Source organism: Arthrobacter hankyongi (assembly GCF_022012395.1).
Lineage (GTDB): Bacteria > Actinomycetota > Actinomycetes > Actinomycetales > Micrococcaceae > Crystallibacter > Crystallibacter hankyongi.
Window position 1 is genome coordinate 1 of the sequence record NZ_JAKLTQ010000012.1, and the last position, 16,457, is coordinate 16,457.

Genomic DNA, 16,457 nt, shown 5'->3' on the forward strand with positions numbered 1-16,457 from the left:
ACAGCCACGTACTGCTGTGGTCCCTTTTCGAACCAAAAAAGCTTTCGGCGAAGGCCAAGAGCATCATCAGGAAGCCGGAGAATGTTCTGCGCGTTTCGGCCGTCACCGCTTTCGAGCTGTCCTACAAGCACCAGCTGGGCCAGCTGCCGGGCATTGAGGCGCTGTTCGTCGGCTACCGACGGCACGTGCTGGAGCTGGTCAGCGAGGAGATCCCGCTCACCGGCGTGCATGCTCTCGAAGCGGCCCGGCTGGACTGGCCGCACCGCGATCCGTTCGACAGGATGATCGCGGCACAGGCCATCGTCGAGGGGCTGGCGGTGATCACCGCGAACGAGGCACTGCACGCGTTCGAGCCGCTGGCTACGGTCTGGTGAGCGGGCCCGTAGGATCAGCTGGTGCAGTTTTCCCTCTGGCTGGCGCTCCTTGGCGCGTCCACCATCATCAGCTTCACCCCGGGCGCGGGCGCCATCAACACCATGAGCAATGCGCTCCATGCCGGGTTCCGCCGGTCCCTGTGGGGCATCCTGGGCCAGCAGGCCGCCCTGGTCATCCACGTGGCGATCGTGGCCCTGGGCCTGGGCCTGCTCGTGTCGAACTCGCCCACGCTGTTTGCCGCGATCAAGTATGCCGGCGCGGCTTACCTGATCTACCTGGGCCTGCGGCAGTTCTTCGCCAAGCCGCATGGCTCGGCGGCCGTGGCCGAGGCGCGGCGCGACGAACCGGCATTGTCGATGTTCCGGCGCGGGCTCTGGGTCAACCTGCTCAATCCCAAGGCGATCGTGTTCTTCCTGGCGTTCATCCCCGGCTTCATCCGGCTGGATGCCCCGCAGCTGCCGCAGTACCTGGTTGTGATCGCCACCGTGGTGGCCGTCGACATCCTGGTCATGTGGTTCTTCTTCGCGGCGGCGGCCCGGTCCTTCCAACGCTTCACCGGCACCGTGCGCGGCCTGACCGCCATGAACCGGACCTTCGGTGTCTTGTTCATCGGCGTGGGACTGCTGCTCGCGCTGGCCTAACTAGACTCAAGGTTATGTACCGCATCATCACCGTTTGCACCGGGAACATCTGCCGCTCCCCCATGGCCGAATTCATGCTTACGCAGGCCATCACGGAGGCTGGTCTCATGGACAAGGTGGCGGTGGACTCGGCAGGCATTTCGGACTGGGAAGCGGGCCGGCCGATCGATCCGCGCGCGGCCCGGCGGCTGGCCCTGGCCGGGCTGGCCAGCCAGGCCCACCGGGCCCGGCAGTTCGAGCAACTGTGGTTCCAGGAGCGCGACCTGATCCTCACCCTCGATGTGGACCACTACGACGAGCTCCAGCGTACCGCCCCCGACGCGGCCGCCCGGCGAAAGGTCAGGATGTTCCGTTCCTTCGATCCGGACCTTGCCGGACGCGACCCGGAGGAACAGGGCATCTACGACCCATGGTTCGGCGGCGACGCCGATTTCGACGCCTGCTGGGACATGATCCAGCAGGCGGTCCCGGGGATTGTGGACTATGTCAGGAATGCCCTCGATGGCCAGCGGTAAACCGTTCATTATCGCCGTGGACGGCAGGTCCGGCGCCGGAAAGACCACACTGGCCGTGGAACTGGCCGCGCTGCTGCGGGTCCACCGGAGCGTGGCACTGTTCCATCTGGAGGACATCTACCCCGGCTGGGAGGGGCTTGCCGCCGGGCAGCAGCGCTACCGCCGGATGGTGCTCGAGCCGTTGGCCGCGGGCCGGCCCGCGGCATGGACCGCCTGGGACTGGCCGCGGCACACGGACGGGCCGGTCCGGACCACCCAGCCCGCGGACGTCGTAGTGGTCGAGGGTGTCGGTGCCGCCCATGCCGCCACCCGGGACCTCATCGATGCCACGGTCTGGATCGAGGCCGGCGCAGACGTGCGCCGCAGCCGGGCGCTTGCGCGCGACGGCTCCGGCTACGAGCCGTATTGGGACATGTGGGCGGCCCAGGAGGAGGCCTGGCTGGCCGTGGACGACGTCGCCGGCCAGGCCGACATCGTCGTCCACGGTCCGGGCGGGGACGGCACCCCGGCCCAGGTGCTGCGTGCACTGGCCGGACTGCCGCATCTGGAGCCGCTGCTGGCCCCCGAATTGGCGGGCCTCGACAGACTGCGGCACAGCCGGATCACCGCCCAGCGCCTGGACGCCTATCCCGACGCCGCGAGCCTGTTCGGGCTGCTCTACGGACAGTCCGGGCGCGCGGTATGGCTGGACAGTTCCGACGCGGCCGTTCCCGACGCTCCGGATGTCCCGGAGAATCCGCAGGCACAGGTCCGCGGCGCCCTGAGCATCCTGGCCGACGACACCGGCGGCTTCGGGCGCTACGCCGAGCACCGCTCCGGCACCACGACCGTCACCGCCGGGACCCTCACCAGCAGGATCCGGGGCCCGTTCTTCCGCTGGCTGGAATCGGCCTGGGCGGCCGGGCCCGGCCTGCCCGCCCAGGTTCCCGGAGAATTCGCCCTCGGCTGGATCGGCTATCTCGGCTACGAGCTGAAGCGCGAGGCCGGCGGGCGGGACGTTCCGTCACAGGTGCCCGATGCCGCGATGATCTTCGCCGGCCGCGCGGTGCTGCTTGACCACGTCGGGCGCTGCACCTGGCTGCTGGCGCTGCAGGACGCGGACGGTGCCAGCGGAGACGAGGTCCGGGACTGGCTGGCCACGGCCCGGGCTGCCGTCGAGACCGCCGGGTCCCCCTCCGCGGTCACCGCGAAAGACGGCGCCGCGGAGGACAGAGCCGCTGCGGGCAGCGGCTCTACCGCGCAGGACGGCGCCGCGGCCGGGCTGCGGTTCACCGTCCGTGACAGCCGGTCGGAGTACCTGGCCAAGATCCGCACGGCCCAGGACCAGATCCGCGAGGGCAACTCGTACGAGATCTGCCTGACCACGCAGCTCGAGGCCCGCGTCCCGGAGCCGCTGGATGCGCTGCAGGTCTATGCCGCGCTTCGCCGCAGCAATCCCGCGCCTTTCGCCAGCTTCCTGCGGCTGGGCGGCCTATCGGTGGCCAGCACCTCGCCCGAGCGGTTCCTGCGGATCACGGCCGGTGGCGCGCTGCGGGCCGAACCGATCAAAGGCACCCGGCGGCGGGGGCCGGACGCAGCCGCGGACGAAGCCCTGCGCGCGGACCTGCTGTCCAGCCGCAAGGACCGCGCCGAGAACATCATGATCGTGGACCTGCTGCGCAACGACCTGAGCCATTTCGCCGTCCCGGGATCGCTGCGGGTCAGCCGGCTCTGCGCCGTGGAGAGCTATGCCACGGTGCACCAGATGGTCTCCACCATCGACGCACAACTGACCCCGGACGCGGTGCGCGCCGAGGCCGTGCTGGCGGCCTTTCCCGCCGGCTCCATGACCGGGGCACCGAAGATCAGCACCATGGACATCCTGGACGACCTGGAAACCGGCCCGCGCGGGGTCTACTCCGGCGCGATCGGCTACTTCTCGCCCAATGGGGCCGCGGACCTGTCGGTAGTCATCCGCACCCTGGTCATGGACGGGGACCGGCTCAGCCTCGGCGTCGGCGGTGCCATCACCTCGGACTCGGTCCCGGAGGATGAATGGGACGAGGTCCGGGCCAAGGCCTTCGGGGTGCTCTCGGCCCTGGGCGCCGGGTTCCCGGACTGATCCCGGAGCCGGACGCAGACGTCCGGCTCCGCTACTGCAGCGTCGCGGTGAGTCGGCAGACGTTGTCGACGTAACGTTCCGCGCGCGGCCGCTGCACCCATTCGTCCAGCGTCAGTTCACGTGAAACCTTGCGGTACGTGTCCGCCACCGCCAGCAGCTTCGGGACGATGTCGTCGCCGAGCATCATCAGGGACACCTCCAGGTTCAGCGAGAACGAGCGCATGTCCATATTGCTCGAACCCAGCACCGCTGCCGTGTTGTCGACGGTAAAGAACTTAGCGTGCAGCACCATCGGCTTTGGATACAGGTAGATCCGCACCCCCGCCTGCAGCAGGGCCTGGTAGTAGGAGCGCTGCGCATGATGGACCAGGAACTGGTCTCCCTGCTCGGAGACGAACAGTTCCACATCGACGCCGCGCTGCGCCGCCGTCGTAATGGCGTACAGCAGCGAGTCGTCCGGCACGAAGTACGGGCTGCAGATGGACAGCCGCTCCACCGCCGCGTAGATGAGCGTGTTGAACAGGCGCAGATTGTTCTCCGCCTGGAAGCCGGGCCCGCTGGGAACCACCTGGCAGGTCATCGGCCCGGTCTCGGTCACCGTCGCCGGGGTGAACAGCTCCTGTTTGAGCAGTTCGTCCGTCTCGGTATACCAGTCGGTGGCGAAGACGACGTTCAAGGCGGTGACGATGGGACCCTCCAGCCGGGCCATCAGCTCCACCCATTCGCGGCCCGAACGGCGGCTGGAAGGACGCAGGTAGCCGGGCTCGATCAGGTTCTGCGAGCCGGTAAAGGCCACGTGCCCATCCACCACGAGGATCTTGCGGTGGTTGCGCAGGTCGACCCGCCGCCATTGGCCGCGGAACGGCATGATGGGCAGCATCCGGTGCCACTGGATGCCGCTGGCGCCCAGCCAGCGCAGGAACTTGCGGTAGCCGGCCACCCGCAGGGTCCCGATGTGGTCGAACAGCAGGCGCACCGCGACCCCGCGGCCGGCGGCCTCCTGCAGCGCCTCGAAGAGCTCGCCGGTGACTTCGTCCTTCGCCATGATGTAGAACTCGACGTTGACGTATTCCCTCGCCCCGCGGACGGCCTCCGTCATCGCCTTGATCGACTCGGTATAGCCCGGCAGCAACTGCACGGTGTTGCCGTCCAGCATCGGAAACGCGCCCAAGGTGCGGTTCAGTTCGGCAGCCGAATGCACCCACACGGGCGCCTCCCTTTCGCTGCGCGGTTCCGTCAGGCTCTGCGTCGCCTCCACGACCTCCTGGTTGACCTCGGCCTGCTGGCGGAACCGGCGCCCGGAGAGCCGGAAACTGCCGAACATCAGGAACAGCGGCAGACCCACCAGCGGAATGAGGAAGATAGCCAGCAGCCAGGCCATGGCGGTGGTGGGACGGCGGTTGCCGGGCACGATGCCGAGGGCAGCGATGCGGATCACGGTATCGAGCACGGTGAGGATGGCCAACACCCAGTTGGGGAAAGTCCCGAGCCCCGTCAACGGCCACAACACTTCCGGTAAGTCCCCCCATCCCGCCGGCAGCCGGCGTCGTCCCCCTAGCCTAATCTGTCGTCTCCTGCGGACTAAGCGTTAGCCACCAATGAAAGGGGGCTGACGCTTCGCGGCTCCCCTGCCGCTGCAAGCCCGGTTCGGGCCCTCGGCAAGAGAGCCGCCAGGGGTCCCCGTGTGCGAAGCGCGCGGGGCAGGCGGCGAACGCTACCGCCTACCCGCCTCCCACCCCTCGCTTCGCTCGCGGCGGGGCCCTCGGCGGCTAGGCTGGGAACCATGACAGTCCTGGTGTTCCTCGATCCCGCCTATGCCGACGGCCGCGTGGCCGACGCGTCCAAGCCCTCGCTGATGGCCACGGACCAAGGGGTGACGCGTGGGGACGGTATCTTCGAATCCATGCTGGCCGTCGACGGAACGCCGCGGAAACTGTCCGCGCACCTGGACCGGTTGGCCTCCTCCGCCGAGACCATGGACCTGGTCATCCCGCCGGCCGCCGCCTGGGAACGGGCGATCGCCACCGCCATCGCCGAGCACCCGCCGGCCGAGGAGCTGGTAGTCAAGCTGCTGGTGACCCGCGGTATCGAAGGGGAGCTGCCCACCGCCTGGGTCCAGGCCAGCAGGCCCGGGACGTCCGGGAAGGAACAGCGCGAATCGGGCATCGACGTGCTGCTGTTGGACCGTGGCTATGACAGCTCGGTGGCCGAGCGGGCGCCATGGCTGCTGCTGGGCGCCAAAACGCTGTCCTACGCAGTGAATATGGCGGCCCTGCGCTATGCCAGGAAGCACGGCGCCGACGACGTTATTTTCACCTCCACCGACGGGCGCGTGCTGGAGGGTCCTACCTCCACGGTGCTGATCGCGACGGTCCGGAACGGCGTGCGGACCCTGACCACGCCTCTGCTGGAGAGCGGGATCCTGCCAGGCACCTCCCAGGGCGCGCTTTTCAAGACCGCCGCCGCGGCCGGCTGGCAGCTGGGCTACGGGCCGCTGGTACCGCAGGATCTGTTCGACGCCGACGCCGTCTGGCTGGTGTCCAGCATCCGGCTGCTGGCCCCGGTGCGCAGCATCGATGGCCGTCAGATCCCGGTCGCGCGCGACCTGACCGAGGAACTGACCACCCTGCTGGTCAAGGGCAGCAGGGAATAGCGTCAGGCGAAAACAAGGTTCCAAGTCCCGGCCGCGACGGCCGCAGCCAGGGACGCCGCCGCGATCAGCATCCCGCCCAGCACCACCCAAAGATCCATCCGGCTGAAGGTGGATTCCCGGGCCCAGCTGCGCTGTGCGCCGCCGAAGCCGCGCGCCTCCATCGTGACCGCGAGCCGGGAAGCCCGCCGGACGGCCTGGACCAGCAGTCCGAAGCTCTGGCCGAGGGTCGCGCGCAGCCGCTGCAGCGGGCTGCCGTGCGAGCCGATGCCGCGGGCGCGCCGGGCCATCCCGATGGTCTGCCATTCCTCCGCCATGAGCCCGACCAGCCGCATCGCAGCCAGCGTGCCCAGGACGAAACGGTGCGGCAGCCGGGCCTTCTGGGCCAGCGCGTCGGCCAGGTCGGTGGGATCGGTACAGCTCATCAGCAGGATGGCCGGCAGCGCGATCGCCAGGCCGCGCAGCATAAAACCGAGCCCCAGCTCAAGGGAGCCTTCGCTGATCGACCAGATGCCGGTATCGAGCAGGGTCCGGCCGCTGTCCGCCGCGAGGATGGTGGTGCTCCAGCCGCCGAGGGCGGCGGCGAGGATCAGCGGCCAGCCGCGCTGCCAGAGCAGGCGCAGGGTCAGGCCGGCGAGTCCAAAGAGGGCGAACTCGCCCAGCAGCGCCGTCGTCGCCGACACCCAGTCAATGGACAGCGCCAGCACCGCCGTGATGGACACGACGGCGGCGAACTTCGCCAGCGGGTTGGCCCGGGTCAGGAGCGCGGTGTTGCCGTGCAGGGTCAGGGCTTGCCTCATGCGGCACCGGCCTGAAGCCGGGCGGATCCCAGCCGGAGCGCGGCGCCGCCCAGCAGCGCGCTGAATTCCTCGTCGTGGGTGACCGAGACCACGGCCGTTCCGGCGTCGAGCAGTTCGGCGAGGAAGGACGCCAGCTCGGCCCAGGTACAGGCGTCCTGGCCGAAAGTGGGCTCGTCCAGCACGAGCACCCGGGGATGCGCAGCCAGGACGGTGGCCACGGACAGCCGCCGCTTTTCGCCGCCGGACAAGGTGTACGGATTGGCCTCGGCCAGATGGTCCAGGCGCAGGCGCTGAAGCAACTCGTCCACGACCTGCCCGCCGCGGCCCAGCTGCCGCGGGCCGACCATCAACTCGTCCAGGACCCGGCCGGTCACAAACTGGTGCTCCGGTTCCTGGAAGACGGTGCCGATGCGCGAAATCAGGTGCTTCGCCTTCCACCGGAACGGATCGGGTCCGGCACCGGCAGCGAGCGCCTCGGCGGCAACCACCTTGCCTCCAGCCGGGGCCAGCAGCCCGGCCAGGGTCAGCGCGAAGGTCGACTTCCCGGCGCCGTTGGGGCCGGTGACGGTCAGTGCCTGCCCGGCCCGGACCTCGGCGGAGATGCCCGCCTGGACCGGCGGAATCCGCTGGCCGCGCCGGCGCGGCCGTTCGCGGGATACCGACAGGTCCTCGGCCGCCAGCAGCAGCTGGCCGGTGCCGGCATTGCGGCGGGCCCGGGTGTCGGGCACCTGGCCGGGCACCCATACCCCGGCGGCGGCCAGCATCCGGCCGGCCTGGGCCAGGACCTGGTCCGGCGGGCCGTCCAGGAGCACTGCCGGTTGCTGCGCCCCGGACGGCGCGGCCCCGGGCTGCAGCACCACGATGCGGTCCACCAGGTCCTTCCAGACGGCCACCCGGTGCTCCACCACGATCAGGGTGGCACCGGTCTTGTCCAGGCTGCGGCCGACGGCGTCGCGGACCTCCAGCACGCCGGCCGGATCCAGGTTGGCCGTCGGTTCGTCCAGCAGGACCAGCCCGGGCCGCATGGCCAGGATCCCGGCCAGCGCCAGGCGCTGCTTCTGCCCGCCGGAGAGCGCCGACGTCGGGTGGTCCAGCGGGAAGCCGGCGAGCCCGACGTCCTCGAGCGCCTCGTGCACGCGGCGCCAGATCTCCGGCCGCGGCACGGCGAGGTTTTCGGCGCCGAACGCGGCATCGTCGCCTAGCCGGGAGAGGATCACCTGCGTTTCCGGATCCTGCTGCATCAGGCCGGCCCGTCCGCGTTGTCCGCGGGGGGCCGCGCCGTCGAGCAGCAGCGAACCGCTCTCGTCGGCGCCGTCGTCGTCATCGCCCAGCACCCCCGCGAGGGCGTGCAGCAGTGTCGATTTGCCGGCGCCCGAGGCGCCCAGCAGCAGCACCCGCTCGCCCGCCTGGATCTCCAGGTCGAGGCCGTGGACGGCGGGGACGGCCCGGCCCGCGTGCCGCCAGCCCCACCCGCGTGCGGATACGGCCGCCGGCCGGCCGGCAGTCTCGGCTGACATCAGGAGAAGACGGGCTCGGTGGCCGCTTTGCGCGAAGCGAAGGCGGCCAGTGCGCCGGTCCGGGCCAGGCCGCGGGTGGCGAGCCAGGACAGCGCGCCTGCGATGACGGCGCCGGAGACGGTGGTGAAGCTGATGTAGGCGAGCTTGTCCCCGGCCTCGTAGGCGATGTTCCACCCCCACGGCGCGAAGGAGTCGTTCAGGCCGCAGAACAGCCCCGCGCCGGCACCGGCCAGCAGCGAGGCGGGCAGGTTGAACTTGCGGTAGAGCAGGGCCGCGAACACGAGTTCCGCGCCCAGGCCCTGCAGCATGCCGGAGATCAGCACCGTGGTGCCGTACTGGGACCCCATGATCAGTTCCCCGGTGGCGGCCACGGTTTCGCAGAAGAGCGCGGCGCCCGGCTTGCGGATAATGAGCATGCCCAGCACGGCCGGGATCATCCAGCCGCCGGCGTAGAGGCCGGTGAGCGGCGGGTACAGGGCATTGAGCGGTGCGGAAACGAGGTTGGCGCCCTGGGACCAGGCCCAGAAGATGACGCCGCCGGCAACGGCGATCAGTGCCGCGACCACGATGTCGACGACGCGCCAACTGCGGTTGGTTCCGGCCGCCTTGGTGGAAATTCCAGTCATTGTGTCCTCCTGAGGTACAGGAGGGGAAAGTGCTTGCCGGTCTGCTGCCTGCGGTCGACCGCCTGAAGCAGACCGGAGCACTCTGAGAACTCGACTCCCTTCGCCGGTACTAGCCGGAGCAGGTTCGAGGGTCTGCGGTGGGCCGCACTCTCAGCGTCCCGCTCGCTGCGGCCGGTGGCCGCGGGAACGGACGCTCCCCTGTCGTTGTGTGCTGTTGTCAGCGAGTCCCAGTTTACCCTGTTTGCGCTGCGCAATCGTGCCGGCCCCCACCGGCACGGGTGAGGCGCTAGGCTGGTTCCGGATGTGACCGACGCCGAGGAACGGGAGTTGCAGTGAATTTTGTCTTGAAAGCCTTGGGGACCGGGGTGAGCATCGGTGCCGGCCTGCTCGCCAGCAAGCTCCTCGACGTGGTGTGGAAGCGGGCCACGGGCAAGGATTCGCCCAAGAAGGACGACGATATGGAGAACAGCCTGCGCTCGGTGCTGGTCTTCGCGGTCGTGTCCGGGGCGGTGAGCGCCATTATCCGGGTGCTGTCCCAGCGCGGCACGCAGCACGCGATTGCCAGGTTCTCCAAGACCCGCGACATAGTCTGACGTTGGGGCGCTCCCGCAAGGTTCGGGCCGCGGGTCCCGCCGCGAGCGAAGCGAGCGGTGGGTAGGCCCGGACCGGTCGGCTTCGCCGCCACAGCGGGGCCCCCGCGCCCCACCGTAGGGGCGCTGCCCCGGGCGCCGGCTACTGCCGGTCCGGGGCTTCTTCGCTGCGCAGCGCCTCGTCGGCCGCGGCTTTCTGCACGACGGCGTCAAGATCGTCCTCGGTGAGGGTTTCCTTGCGCAGGTGCTTGGTGCGGTAGCCGGACCTGCCGACCATGTGCGCGGACACCGGCACCGTGAGCAGCTGGAAGAGCCAGGCCAGCAGCAGGACCGGCACCATGGCCCAGCTGCGCAGCTGCAGCCCCAGGCCGGTGAGCAGCAGCAGCAGGCCGAACACCTGCGGTTTGGTGGCCGCGTGCATGCGCGAGAGCAGGTCCGGGAACCGGATCAGGCCGATCGCCGCCGCCAGCGACATCACGGCACCGAGGATCAGGCAGATGCCGGAGGCGATATCCAGGATCAGGTCAGTGTTCATGGGGCCGCCTGTCGATCACGAACCGGGCCACGGTCACCGAACCGATGAACCCGACCAGGCAGATGACGACCACCAGGATCAGGTTGTTCTGGTGCCGGTGCACCGCCATGTCCACGATCAGCGCTGCGGAGACCACGGAGAGCAGCACGTCCACGGCCAGGACCCGGTCCAGCAGGGAGGGTCCCTTGATGGTGCGGGCAATGGCCGCCGCCGCCGAGAGGGTCAGCAGGGCGGCGACGGCCACCAGGACCACCATCATGATTCCTGCGCTCATGGCTGTCCTCCTCCCCCGCGCGCCGTCAGGCGGTCTTCCTGTCCGTGGTTCTCCGCCCGCACCAATGCCAGTTCCTCCCGGTTGCCGCAGACCCGGATCAGGTCCGCCTCGATCCGCAGCACCTGGGCGCGGAAGGCCTGCGCGTCCTGCGGCCCGTTAATGTTCAGGCAGTGCAGGTAGAGGGTCGAGCAGGAGCGGTCCACATCCACTACCAGGCTGCCCGGGATCAGGGAAATCGCATGTCCGGTGGCCGTGAGGATCAGGTCCGAGTGGGTGCGCAGCTTCACCGCCAGCACGGCATTGCGGATCCGGGGCCCGGTGGCCACGGCCAGCCACAGTACCTGGAAGCTGGCCACTGCCACGTGATAGACGAACTTGGCTGCGAACAGGGCGCCGGCAGCCAGGTTCAGCCGCCCGCCCAGTTCGACCGGCGGCAGATAGAAGAGGTTGACCACGACCACCGAGATGATGGCGCCGAACAGCAGGTTGCCGGCGCTGAAGTCCTGCCAGAGGGTGCCCCAGAGCAGCACCAGCCAGATGAGCAGGGGCAGCTCGGTGAGGAACGGAATCCGGGGCCGCTTTGATACCCGGCTCATGGTGCATTCTCCCCGCCGGCCCCGGCACCGGGGCCGAGCACCGCGTCGATATAGGGCGTGCGCTCGAGCATGCTCGCGGCGGCCTGGTCGCTGAGCTGGAACAGCGGCCCGGCGAAGACCGTCAGCGCGACTCCCACGAGCACCAGTGCCAGGGTCGAACCGACCATGGTCCGCGGCAGCAGGTCCATGACACTCTTGCCGGAGAAGCGCCCCATGGGCTGGTCCGCGACCAGCCGGGAGGTACGCAGCATGGAACCGTCCGGCGTCGTCGCCACCAGAACCGGATCGGGATGCTCGGCGTCCTCCGGGGTGCGCCAGAAGGCCCGGTTCCACACCCGCGCCATCGCCAGCAGCGTCAGCAGCGAGGTAATGACGCCGCCGGCCACCAGCACGTAGGCCACCGGCGTGCCCAGGTCCACGCCGGCCTGGAGCAGCCCGAGCTTGCCCAGGAAGCCGGAGAACGGCGGGATGCCGGCCAGGTTCATCGCCGGCACAAAGAAGAGCACCGCCAGCAGGGGCGACAGCCTGGCCAGGCCGCCGAGGCGGTCCATGTTGGTGGTTCCGCCGCGCCGGTCTATCAGCCCCGCGACCAGGAACAGGCTGGTCTGCACGGTGATGTGGTGCGCCACGTAGTAGACGGTGGAGGCCAGGCCCAGCCGCGAGGACAGGGCCAGGCCGAAGACCATGTACCCGATGTGGCTGACCAGAGTGAACGAGAGCATGCGCTTGATGTCGATCTGGGCGATCGCGCCCAGGATGCCCACGATCATGGTCAGCAGGGCCGTGATCATCAGGAAGGTGTTGATCCTGTCCCCCGGGAACAGCAGCGTCTCGGTACGCACCAGCGCGTACACCCCCACCTTGGTCAGCAGGCCGGCGAACACCGCGGTGACCGGGGCCGGTGCGGTCGGATAGGAGTCCGGCAGCCAGAAGGAGAGCGGGAACATGGCAGCCTTGATCCCGAAGGCCACCACCAGCATCAGGTGAAGCATCATGTTGGTGCCCGGATCCAGCGCATCGAGCCGCAGGGCCAGGTCCGCCATGTTGATCGTGCCGGTGGCGGCATAGATCATCGCGATGGAGACCAGGAACAGCATCGAGGAAATCACGCTGACCACCACGTAGGTGATGCCGGCGCGCACCCGCGGCCCGGTCCCGCCCAGGGTCATCAGCACATAGCTGGCGGTAAGCAGGATTTCGAAGCCCACGTAGAGGTTGAACAGGTCCCCGGTCAGGAAGGCGTTGGACACCCCGGCGACCAGGATCATGTACGTGGGATGGAAGATCGAGACCGGCCCGTCCTCGTCCCCGCCGGCCATGCCCTGCCCGGCCGCGTAGATCAGCACCGCCAGGCTGACGGTGGTGGAAACCACCAGCATCAGCGAGGAGAACTCGTCCACCACCATGCTGATGCCGAACGGCGGCGGCCAGCCGCCGAGGGTGACCGCCTGCACTCCTGAGGTCCAGGCCGAATACAGCAGGAAGGCTTCCAGGCACAGCGTGAGCGTGAGCGTGGAAATGGTCACCGTCCGCTGGAGCTTCGGCTGCCGGATGAACAGGAAGGCCAGCGCCGCGCCGAGGATCGGCAGGACGACGGCGAGGGGGGCCACTGAGGCTGCGTTCATTCCTCCCCCTTCGCCCGGGCCGTCGGCGTGCCGGGTGACTCTTCGGCCTCGGCCTTGATGAATTCGGTGGTTTCGGCGGGCATTTCGGCGTCGTCCTCGGCGTCGAAGCTGGGCTGGTTGGCCACGCGGCGGTCCTCGATGTCGTCCTGGACCTCGTCCTGCCGGCCCAGTATCCAGGACCGGTAGATGATCCCGAGCAGGAATGCCGTGACGGCGAACGAGATGACGATGGAGGTCAGGATCAGGGCCTGGGGCAACGGATCGTTGTAGGCATCGGGCGGAATATCCTTGCCGAACAGCGGGGCCAGCCCCGCGGCTCCGCCGGTACTCAGGATCAGGACGTTGGCGCCGTTGGTGATCAGGATCAGCCCAAGCATCACCCGGGTCAGGCTACGTTCCAGGATCAGGTAGACGCCGACGGCGAAGAGCACGCCCATCACCACCAGCAGTGTGAGGTTCACCGTCACCGGGCCACCCCCTCCTCTAGCGCTTCCGGCGCCTCGTGCGGGACCCCATGCTCGGGGTGCCGTGGGCGGCTCTCGCTGCGTTCGTCCACTTCGGAGCCGAAGCTGCGCAGCACGTCCAGCACCAGCCCGACCACCACCAGGTACACGCCGATGTCGAAAATCGTCGAGGTGACGAACTTGTGCTCGCCGAACACCGGCAGGCTGAAATGGATGATCGCGCTCTGGAAGACCTCTCCGCCGAAAAACAGGGGCGCCAGCGCGGTCAGCGACGCGGTGCCCAGTCCAGCGGCCAGCAGTACGCCGGCGCTGACCGGGGTCGCCTCGGCCAGTTCCACACGGCCGCCGGCCAAATACCTGATGGTCAGGGCGAGCCCGGCGAGCAGGCCGCCGGAGAAACCACCGCCGGGCAGGTTGTGTCCGGCCAGCAGCAGGTAGATGGAGAAGACCATCACTGAGTGGAACAGCAGCCGGGTGACCACCTCGAGGATGATCGAGCGGCGCTCGGGCGCCAGCGTGCGCCCGGCGACCAGCCAGGCATCGCGGGTGGCGGTGGCAAAGCGCCGTGCGGTCAGCACAGCGGCGCTGCGGTGCCCCAGCTCGTCCAGTTCGCTCATCCGGTCCACCGAGCCGGTGGCCACGGTGACGGCCCGCGGCCGCTTGTCCCCCCGGCCGCGGACGAAGATCAGGCTGGCGACGCCGGTGGCGGCCAGCGCCAGCACCGAGATCTCGCCGAAGGTGTCCCAGGCCCGCAGGTCCACCAGGGTGACGTTGACGATGTTCGCTCCGCCGCCGCCCTCGTAGGCGAGTTCCGGGAATGCCAGCGAGACCGGCGGAGCGGTGCGGGAGGCCATGGCCACTGCGGCGAGCCCCATCATGGCCAGGCCGAAGGCCAGCCCCAGCCCGGCGCGCAGCAGCCGGTAGCGTCCCGGGGTCCTCAGCCACAGCCGGGCCGGCAGCGAGCGCAGCGCCAGCACAATGGCCACCAGCACGATGGTCTCCACCAGCATCTGGGTCAGGGCCAGGTCGGGGGCGCCCTGCAGGGCGAAGATCAGCGCAAGGCCGTAGCCGGTGACGGAGACCATCAGCACGGCCAGGAAACGCTTGTTGGCCCGGACGGCGGCCAGTGCCCCGGCGATGACGATCGCGCCGGCAATGGCCTGGACCGGGCTGTCGAACCACACCCAGTCATCCGGCCAGGGCGCACCGATGAACAGCAGCGCACTGACCGGGGTGACGATGGCGACGGTCAGGATCACGAACAGGTAGAAGATCAGCGAACCGCGCTGGGTGCGTCCGGTGACCCAGATGGCGGCCTCGTCCAGCGCGCCCACGACGGCGCGGTAGATCCGTTCGGCTTCGACGACCCGGATGGTGCTGTCCTGGAAGCGTGCCACCTCCCGCCGGTACCGGAAGAGCAATGCGCCGACGGCGAGCGTGAGCGCGGCCAGGCCCAGCACGGGCGTCACTCCGTGCCAAAGCGCCAGGTGGATGCCGCCGTCGGCGGGGAACAGCCAGCTGTACGGCTGCACCGCGGCGTCCACCGGCGCCGGCCAGAGACCGAAGCAGACCGTGGCCGCGGCCAGTACCGCAGGGGACGCCAGGAACGCATACGATACGGGTTTGAATGCCGTGGCCTCGGCGTCGGGCTTGGTTGCGAAGCCGCCCCAGACAAAACGGGCGCTGTACGCGAACGTGAGCATGGACCCGGCCACCACGCCGGCCAGCACCAGCCAGTCCGCCCAGCCGCCATGCTGCGCCTGCTGGAAGAACGCTTCATACACCGATTCCTTGGCCACGAAGCCCAGCAGCGGCGGCACGCCGGCCATGGAGGCGGCTCCCACCAACGCTACGCCGAACAGGGCCGGCGCAGCGCGGTGGATGCCGGAGAGCTGGCGGATGTCGCGGGTGCCGGACTGGTGGTCGATGATGCCCACGACCAGGAACAGCGTGGCCTTGAACAGGCCGTGCGCCAGCAGCAGGCCCAGCGCGGCCACCGCACCGTCGCGGTCGCCCAGGCCGGTGACCAGGACCAGCAGGCCGAGCTGGCTGACGGTGCCGTAGGCCAGGATCAGCTTCAGGTCGAACTGCCGCAGCGCCTGCCACCCGCCCACCAGCATGGTCAGCAGGCCGAGCACGGTCACGACGGCGTCCCAGTAGCCGGTGCCGGCAAAACCCGGCGCGAACCGAGCGACCAGGTAGATGCCGGCCTTGACCATGGCCGCCGCGTGCAGGTAGGCGCTGACCGGAGTGGGGGCCGCCATGGCCGCCGGCAGCCAGAAGTGGAACGGGATCAGGGCGGACTTGCTGATAGCCCCGACCAGGATCAGCACGACGGCGATGTTGACCACGGTCCCGTGTGCCAGCAGCTCCGGAGCCCGGTTGATCAGTTCCGAGATCCGGTAGGTGCCGGCGGTCTGGCCGAGCATGATCATGCCCACCAGCATCGCCAGGCCGCCGAGCGTCGTGACCATCAGGGCCATCAGGGCCGAACGGCGCGCGGCCAGGCGCTGCCGGGCGAAGCCGATCAGCAGGTAGGACAGGATGGTGGTCAGTTCCCAGAAGACATACAGCATGAGCAGGTCATCGGTGATGACCAGCCCGAACATGGCCGCGGCGAAGGCGAGCAACTGCGCCCCGAACGGACCGAGATGGGCGTCGTCGGCCTTGAAATAGCGCGCGCAGTAGAACAGCACCAGGGCGCCGACGCCCAGGATCAGCAGCGAGACCACCGCCGAGAGCGCATCCATCCGGAAGGCCAGCTCCAGCTGCAGCTGGGGAATCCAGGCCACCACCTGCGACGGCGGAGCATTCGGCCCGGCGACGCCGTGCTGGTCCGCGACGGTGTAGCGGCCGAAGGTGGCCAGCAGCCAGACCAGGCCGCCGGCCGGCACCGCGGCCAGCAGGTAGAACGTGGAACGACCCAGTTTCCGGAAGATCAAAGGCGCTGCAAAGGCCACCACGAAGAGCAGGGTGAGCACAATGAGCACGATCTCTCCGGAGCTACTTTCTGGGCCTGTCGGGGGGCAGGGACGAATGTGGAAGCCCACGTCTATGCTAACAAAGGCATACGTACGGTCCGGCCACCGGCACGCCGCGGCCCGGATTTTGCCAGCCGTTTTCCAGTTGTCCACCGTCGGCTGGCGCG

General features: G+C 69.3%; 16 protein-coding genes and 1 riboswitch. Of the genes, 6 read left to right on the forward strand and 10 right to left on the reverse strand.

Annotation, left to right across the window (positions count from 1 at the left end; translation table 11 throughout):
- The 4 genes from LVY72_RS14985 to pabB all read left to right on the forward strand — a co-directional run.
- Positions 1-374 (forward strand): type II toxin-antitoxin system VapC family toxin (locus tag LVY72_RS14985; protein ID WP_237822281.1); only part of this gene is annotated, 374 nt, incomplete at its 5' end.
- Between the two features lie 21 nt (positions 375-395).
- Complete coding sequence (locus LVY72_RS14990; RefSeq protein WP_237822283.1) at positions 396-1,016, forward strand: LysE family transporter; 621 nt, start codon at positions 396-398, stop codon at positions 1,014-1,016.
- A gap of 14 nt (positions 1,017-1,030) precedes the next feature.
- Positions 1,031-1,531 carry a low molecular weight protein-tyrosine-phosphatase gene (locus LVY72_RS14995; RefSeq protein ID WP_237822285.1) on the forward strand — a complete coding sequence of 167 codons (501 nt, stop codon included), beginning with the start codon at positions 1,031-1,033 and terminating at the stop codon, positions 1,529-1,531.
- Positions 1,518-3,632: an aminodeoxychorismate synthase component I gene (gene pabB, locus LVY72_RS15000; RefSeq protein WP_237822288.1), complete on the forward strand. Its 2,115-nt coding sequence runs from the start codon at positions 1,518-1,520 to the stop codon at positions 3,630-3,632. Before LVY72_RS14995 ends, pabB begins: the two co-directional genes overlap by 14 nt.
- Positions 3,633-3,663: 31 nt before the next feature.
- Here pabB and cls read toward each other — a convergent pair whose 3' ends face one another.
- Complete coding sequence (gene cls / locus LVY72_RS15005) at positions 3,664-5,142, reverse strand: cardiolipin synthase (RefSeq protein ID WP_237822290.1); 1,479 nt, start codon at positions 5,140-5,142, stop codon at positions 3,664-3,666.
- Between the two features lie 273 nt (positions 5,143-5,415).
- Here cls and LVY72_RS15010 point away from each other — a divergent pair, with 273 nt between their 5' ends.
- The gene (locus LVY72_RS15010; protein WP_237822292.1) at positions 5,416-6,285 is read left to right on the forward strand and encodes an aminodeoxychorismate lyase; all 870 of its coding nucleotides are present in this window, start codon (positions 5,416-5,418) and stop codon (positions 6,283-6,285) included.
- 2 nt (positions 6,286-6,287) lie between these two features.
- On the opposite strand, the gene LVY72_RS15015 is transcribed toward LVY72_RS15010, so the two are convergent.
- Genes LVY72_RS15015 through LVY72_RS15025 form a run of 3 tightly spaced genes read right to left on the reverse strand, consistent with a single transcriptional unit; the run spans position 6,288 to position 9,225 of the window.
- The gene (locus LVY72_RS15015; RefSeq protein WP_237822294.1) at positions 6,288-7,082 is read right to left on the reverse strand and encodes an energy-coupling factor transporter transmembrane component T family protein; all 795 of its coding nucleotides are present in this window, start codon (positions 7,080-7,082) and stop codon (positions 6,288-6,290) included.
- Complete coding sequence (locus LVY72_RS15020; protein ID WP_237822296.1) at positions 7,079-8,599, reverse strand: ABC transporter ATP-binding protein; 1,521 nt, start codon at positions 8,597-8,599, stop codon at positions 7,079-7,081. The genes LVY72_RS15015 and LVY72_RS15020 overlap by 4 nt, the downstream gene beginning before the upstream one ends.
- On the reverse strand, positions 8,599-9,225 hold the full coding sequence (locus LVY72_RS15025) for an ECF transporter S component (RefSeq protein ID WP_237822298.1): 627 nt from the start codon (positions 9,223-9,225) through the stop codon (positions 8,599-8,601). The genes LVY72_RS15020 and LVY72_RS15025 overlap by 1 nt, the downstream gene beginning before the upstream one ends.
- A gap of 78 nt (positions 9,226-9,303) precedes the next feature.
- A riboswitch (TPP riboswitch) is annotated at positions 9,304-9,435 on the reverse strand.
- A 122-nt stretch (positions 9,436-9,557) separates the two neighbouring features.
- On the opposite strand from LVY72_RS15025, the gene LVY72_RS15030 reads away from it, so the two are divergent.
- Positions 9,558-9,818: a DUF4235 domain-containing protein gene (locus LVY72_RS15030; protein WP_237822300.1), complete on the forward strand. Its 261-nt coding sequence runs from the start codon at positions 9,558-9,560 to the stop codon at positions 9,816-9,818.
- 139 nt (positions 9,819-9,957) lie between these two features.
- Here the strand turns inward: LVY72_RS15030 and mnhG are convergent, their stop codons facing one another.
- Genes mnhG through LVY72_RS15060 form a run of 6 tightly spaced genes read right to left on the reverse strand, consistent with a single transcriptional unit; the run spans position 9,958 to position 16,299 of the window.
- A complete protein-coding gene (mnhG, locus tag LVY72_RS15035) occupies positions 9,958-10,350 on the reverse strand; it encodes a monovalent cation/H(+) antiporter subunit G (protein ID WP_237822302.1) in 393 nt (130 codons plus the stop codon).
- A complete protein-coding gene (locus LVY72_RS15040; RefSeq protein ID WP_237822304.1) occupies positions 10,340-10,624 on the reverse strand; it encodes an MrpF/PhaF family protein in 285 nt (94 codons plus the stop codon). Before LVY72_RS15040 ends, mnhG begins: the two co-directional genes overlap by 11 nt.
- Positions 10,621-11,220 carry a Na+/H+ antiporter subunit E gene (locus tag LVY72_RS15045; protein ID WP_237822306.1) on the reverse strand — a complete coding sequence of 200 codons (600 nt, stop codon included), beginning with the start codon at positions 11,218-11,220 and terminating at the stop codon, positions 10,621-10,623. Before LVY72_RS15045 ends, LVY72_RS15040 begins: the two co-directional genes overlap by 4 nt.
- On the reverse strand, positions 11,217-12,845 hold the full coding sequence (locus LVY72_RS15050; protein WP_237822308.1) for a Na+/H+ antiporter subunit D: 1,629 nt from the start codon (positions 12,843-12,845) through the stop codon (positions 11,217-11,219). Before LVY72_RS15050 ends, LVY72_RS15045 begins: the two co-directional genes overlap by 4 nt.
- Positions 12,842-13,312, reverse strand: a complete 471-nt coding sequence (locus LVY72_RS15055) for a Na(+)/H(+) antiporter subunit C (RefSeq protein ID WP_237822310.1) — start codon at positions 13,310-13,312, stop codon at positions 12,842-12,844. The genes LVY72_RS15050 and LVY72_RS15055 overlap by 4 nt, the downstream gene beginning before the upstream one ends.
- A complete protein-coding gene (locus LVY72_RS15060; RefSeq protein ID WP_237822312.1) occupies positions 13,309-16,299 on the reverse strand; it encodes a Na+/H+ antiporter subunit A in 2,991 nt (996 codons plus the stop codon). Before LVY72_RS15060 ends, LVY72_RS15055 begins: the two co-directional genes overlap by 4 nt.
- Between the last annotated feature and the right edge of the window lie 158 nt (positions 16,300-16,457).

Excerpts from the sequence above, each read along its gene's own strand:
- LVY72_RS14995 (WP_237822285.1), top strand. The coding sequence starts at position 1,031 with ATGTACCGCATCATCACCGTTTGCACCGGGAACATCTGCCGCTCCCCC.
- pabB (WP_237822288.1), top strand. The coding sequence starts at position 1,518 with ATGGCCAGCGGTAAACCGTTCATTATCGCCGTGGACGGCAGGTCCGGC.
- LVY72_RS15010 (WP_237822292.1), top strand. The coding sequence starts at position 5,416 with ATGACAGTCCTGGTGTTCCTCGATCCCGCCTATGCCGACGGCCGCGTG.
- LVY72_RS15015 (WP_237822294.1), bottom strand. The coding sequence starts at position 7,082 with ATGAGGCAAGCCCTGACCCTGCACGGCAACACCGCGCTCCTGACCCGG.
- LVY72_RS15020 (WP_237822296.1), bottom strand. The coding sequence starts at position 8,599 with ATGTCAGCCGAGACTGCCGGCCGGCCGGCGGCCGTATCCGCACGCGGG.
- LVY72_RS15025 (WP_237822298.1), bottom strand. The coding sequence starts at position 9,225 with ATGACTGGAATTTCCACCAAGGCGGCCGGAACCAACCGCAGTTGGCGC.
- mnhG (WP_237822302.1), bottom strand. The coding sequence starts at position 10,350 with ATGAACACTGACCTGATCCTGGATATCGCCTCCGGCATCTGCCTGATC.
- LVY72_RS15040 (WP_237822304.1), bottom strand. The coding sequence starts at position 10,624 with ATGAGCGCAGGAATCATGATGGTGGTCCTGGTGGCCGTCGCCGCCCTG.
- LVY72_RS15045 (WP_237822306.1), bottom strand. The coding sequence starts at position 11,220 with ATGAGCCGGGTATCAAAGCGGCCCCGGATTCCGTTCCTCACCGAGCTG.
- LVY72_RS15050 (WP_237822308.1), bottom strand. The coding sequence starts at position 12,845 with ATGAACGCAGCCTCAGTGGCCCCCCTCGCCGTCGTCCTGCCGATCCTC.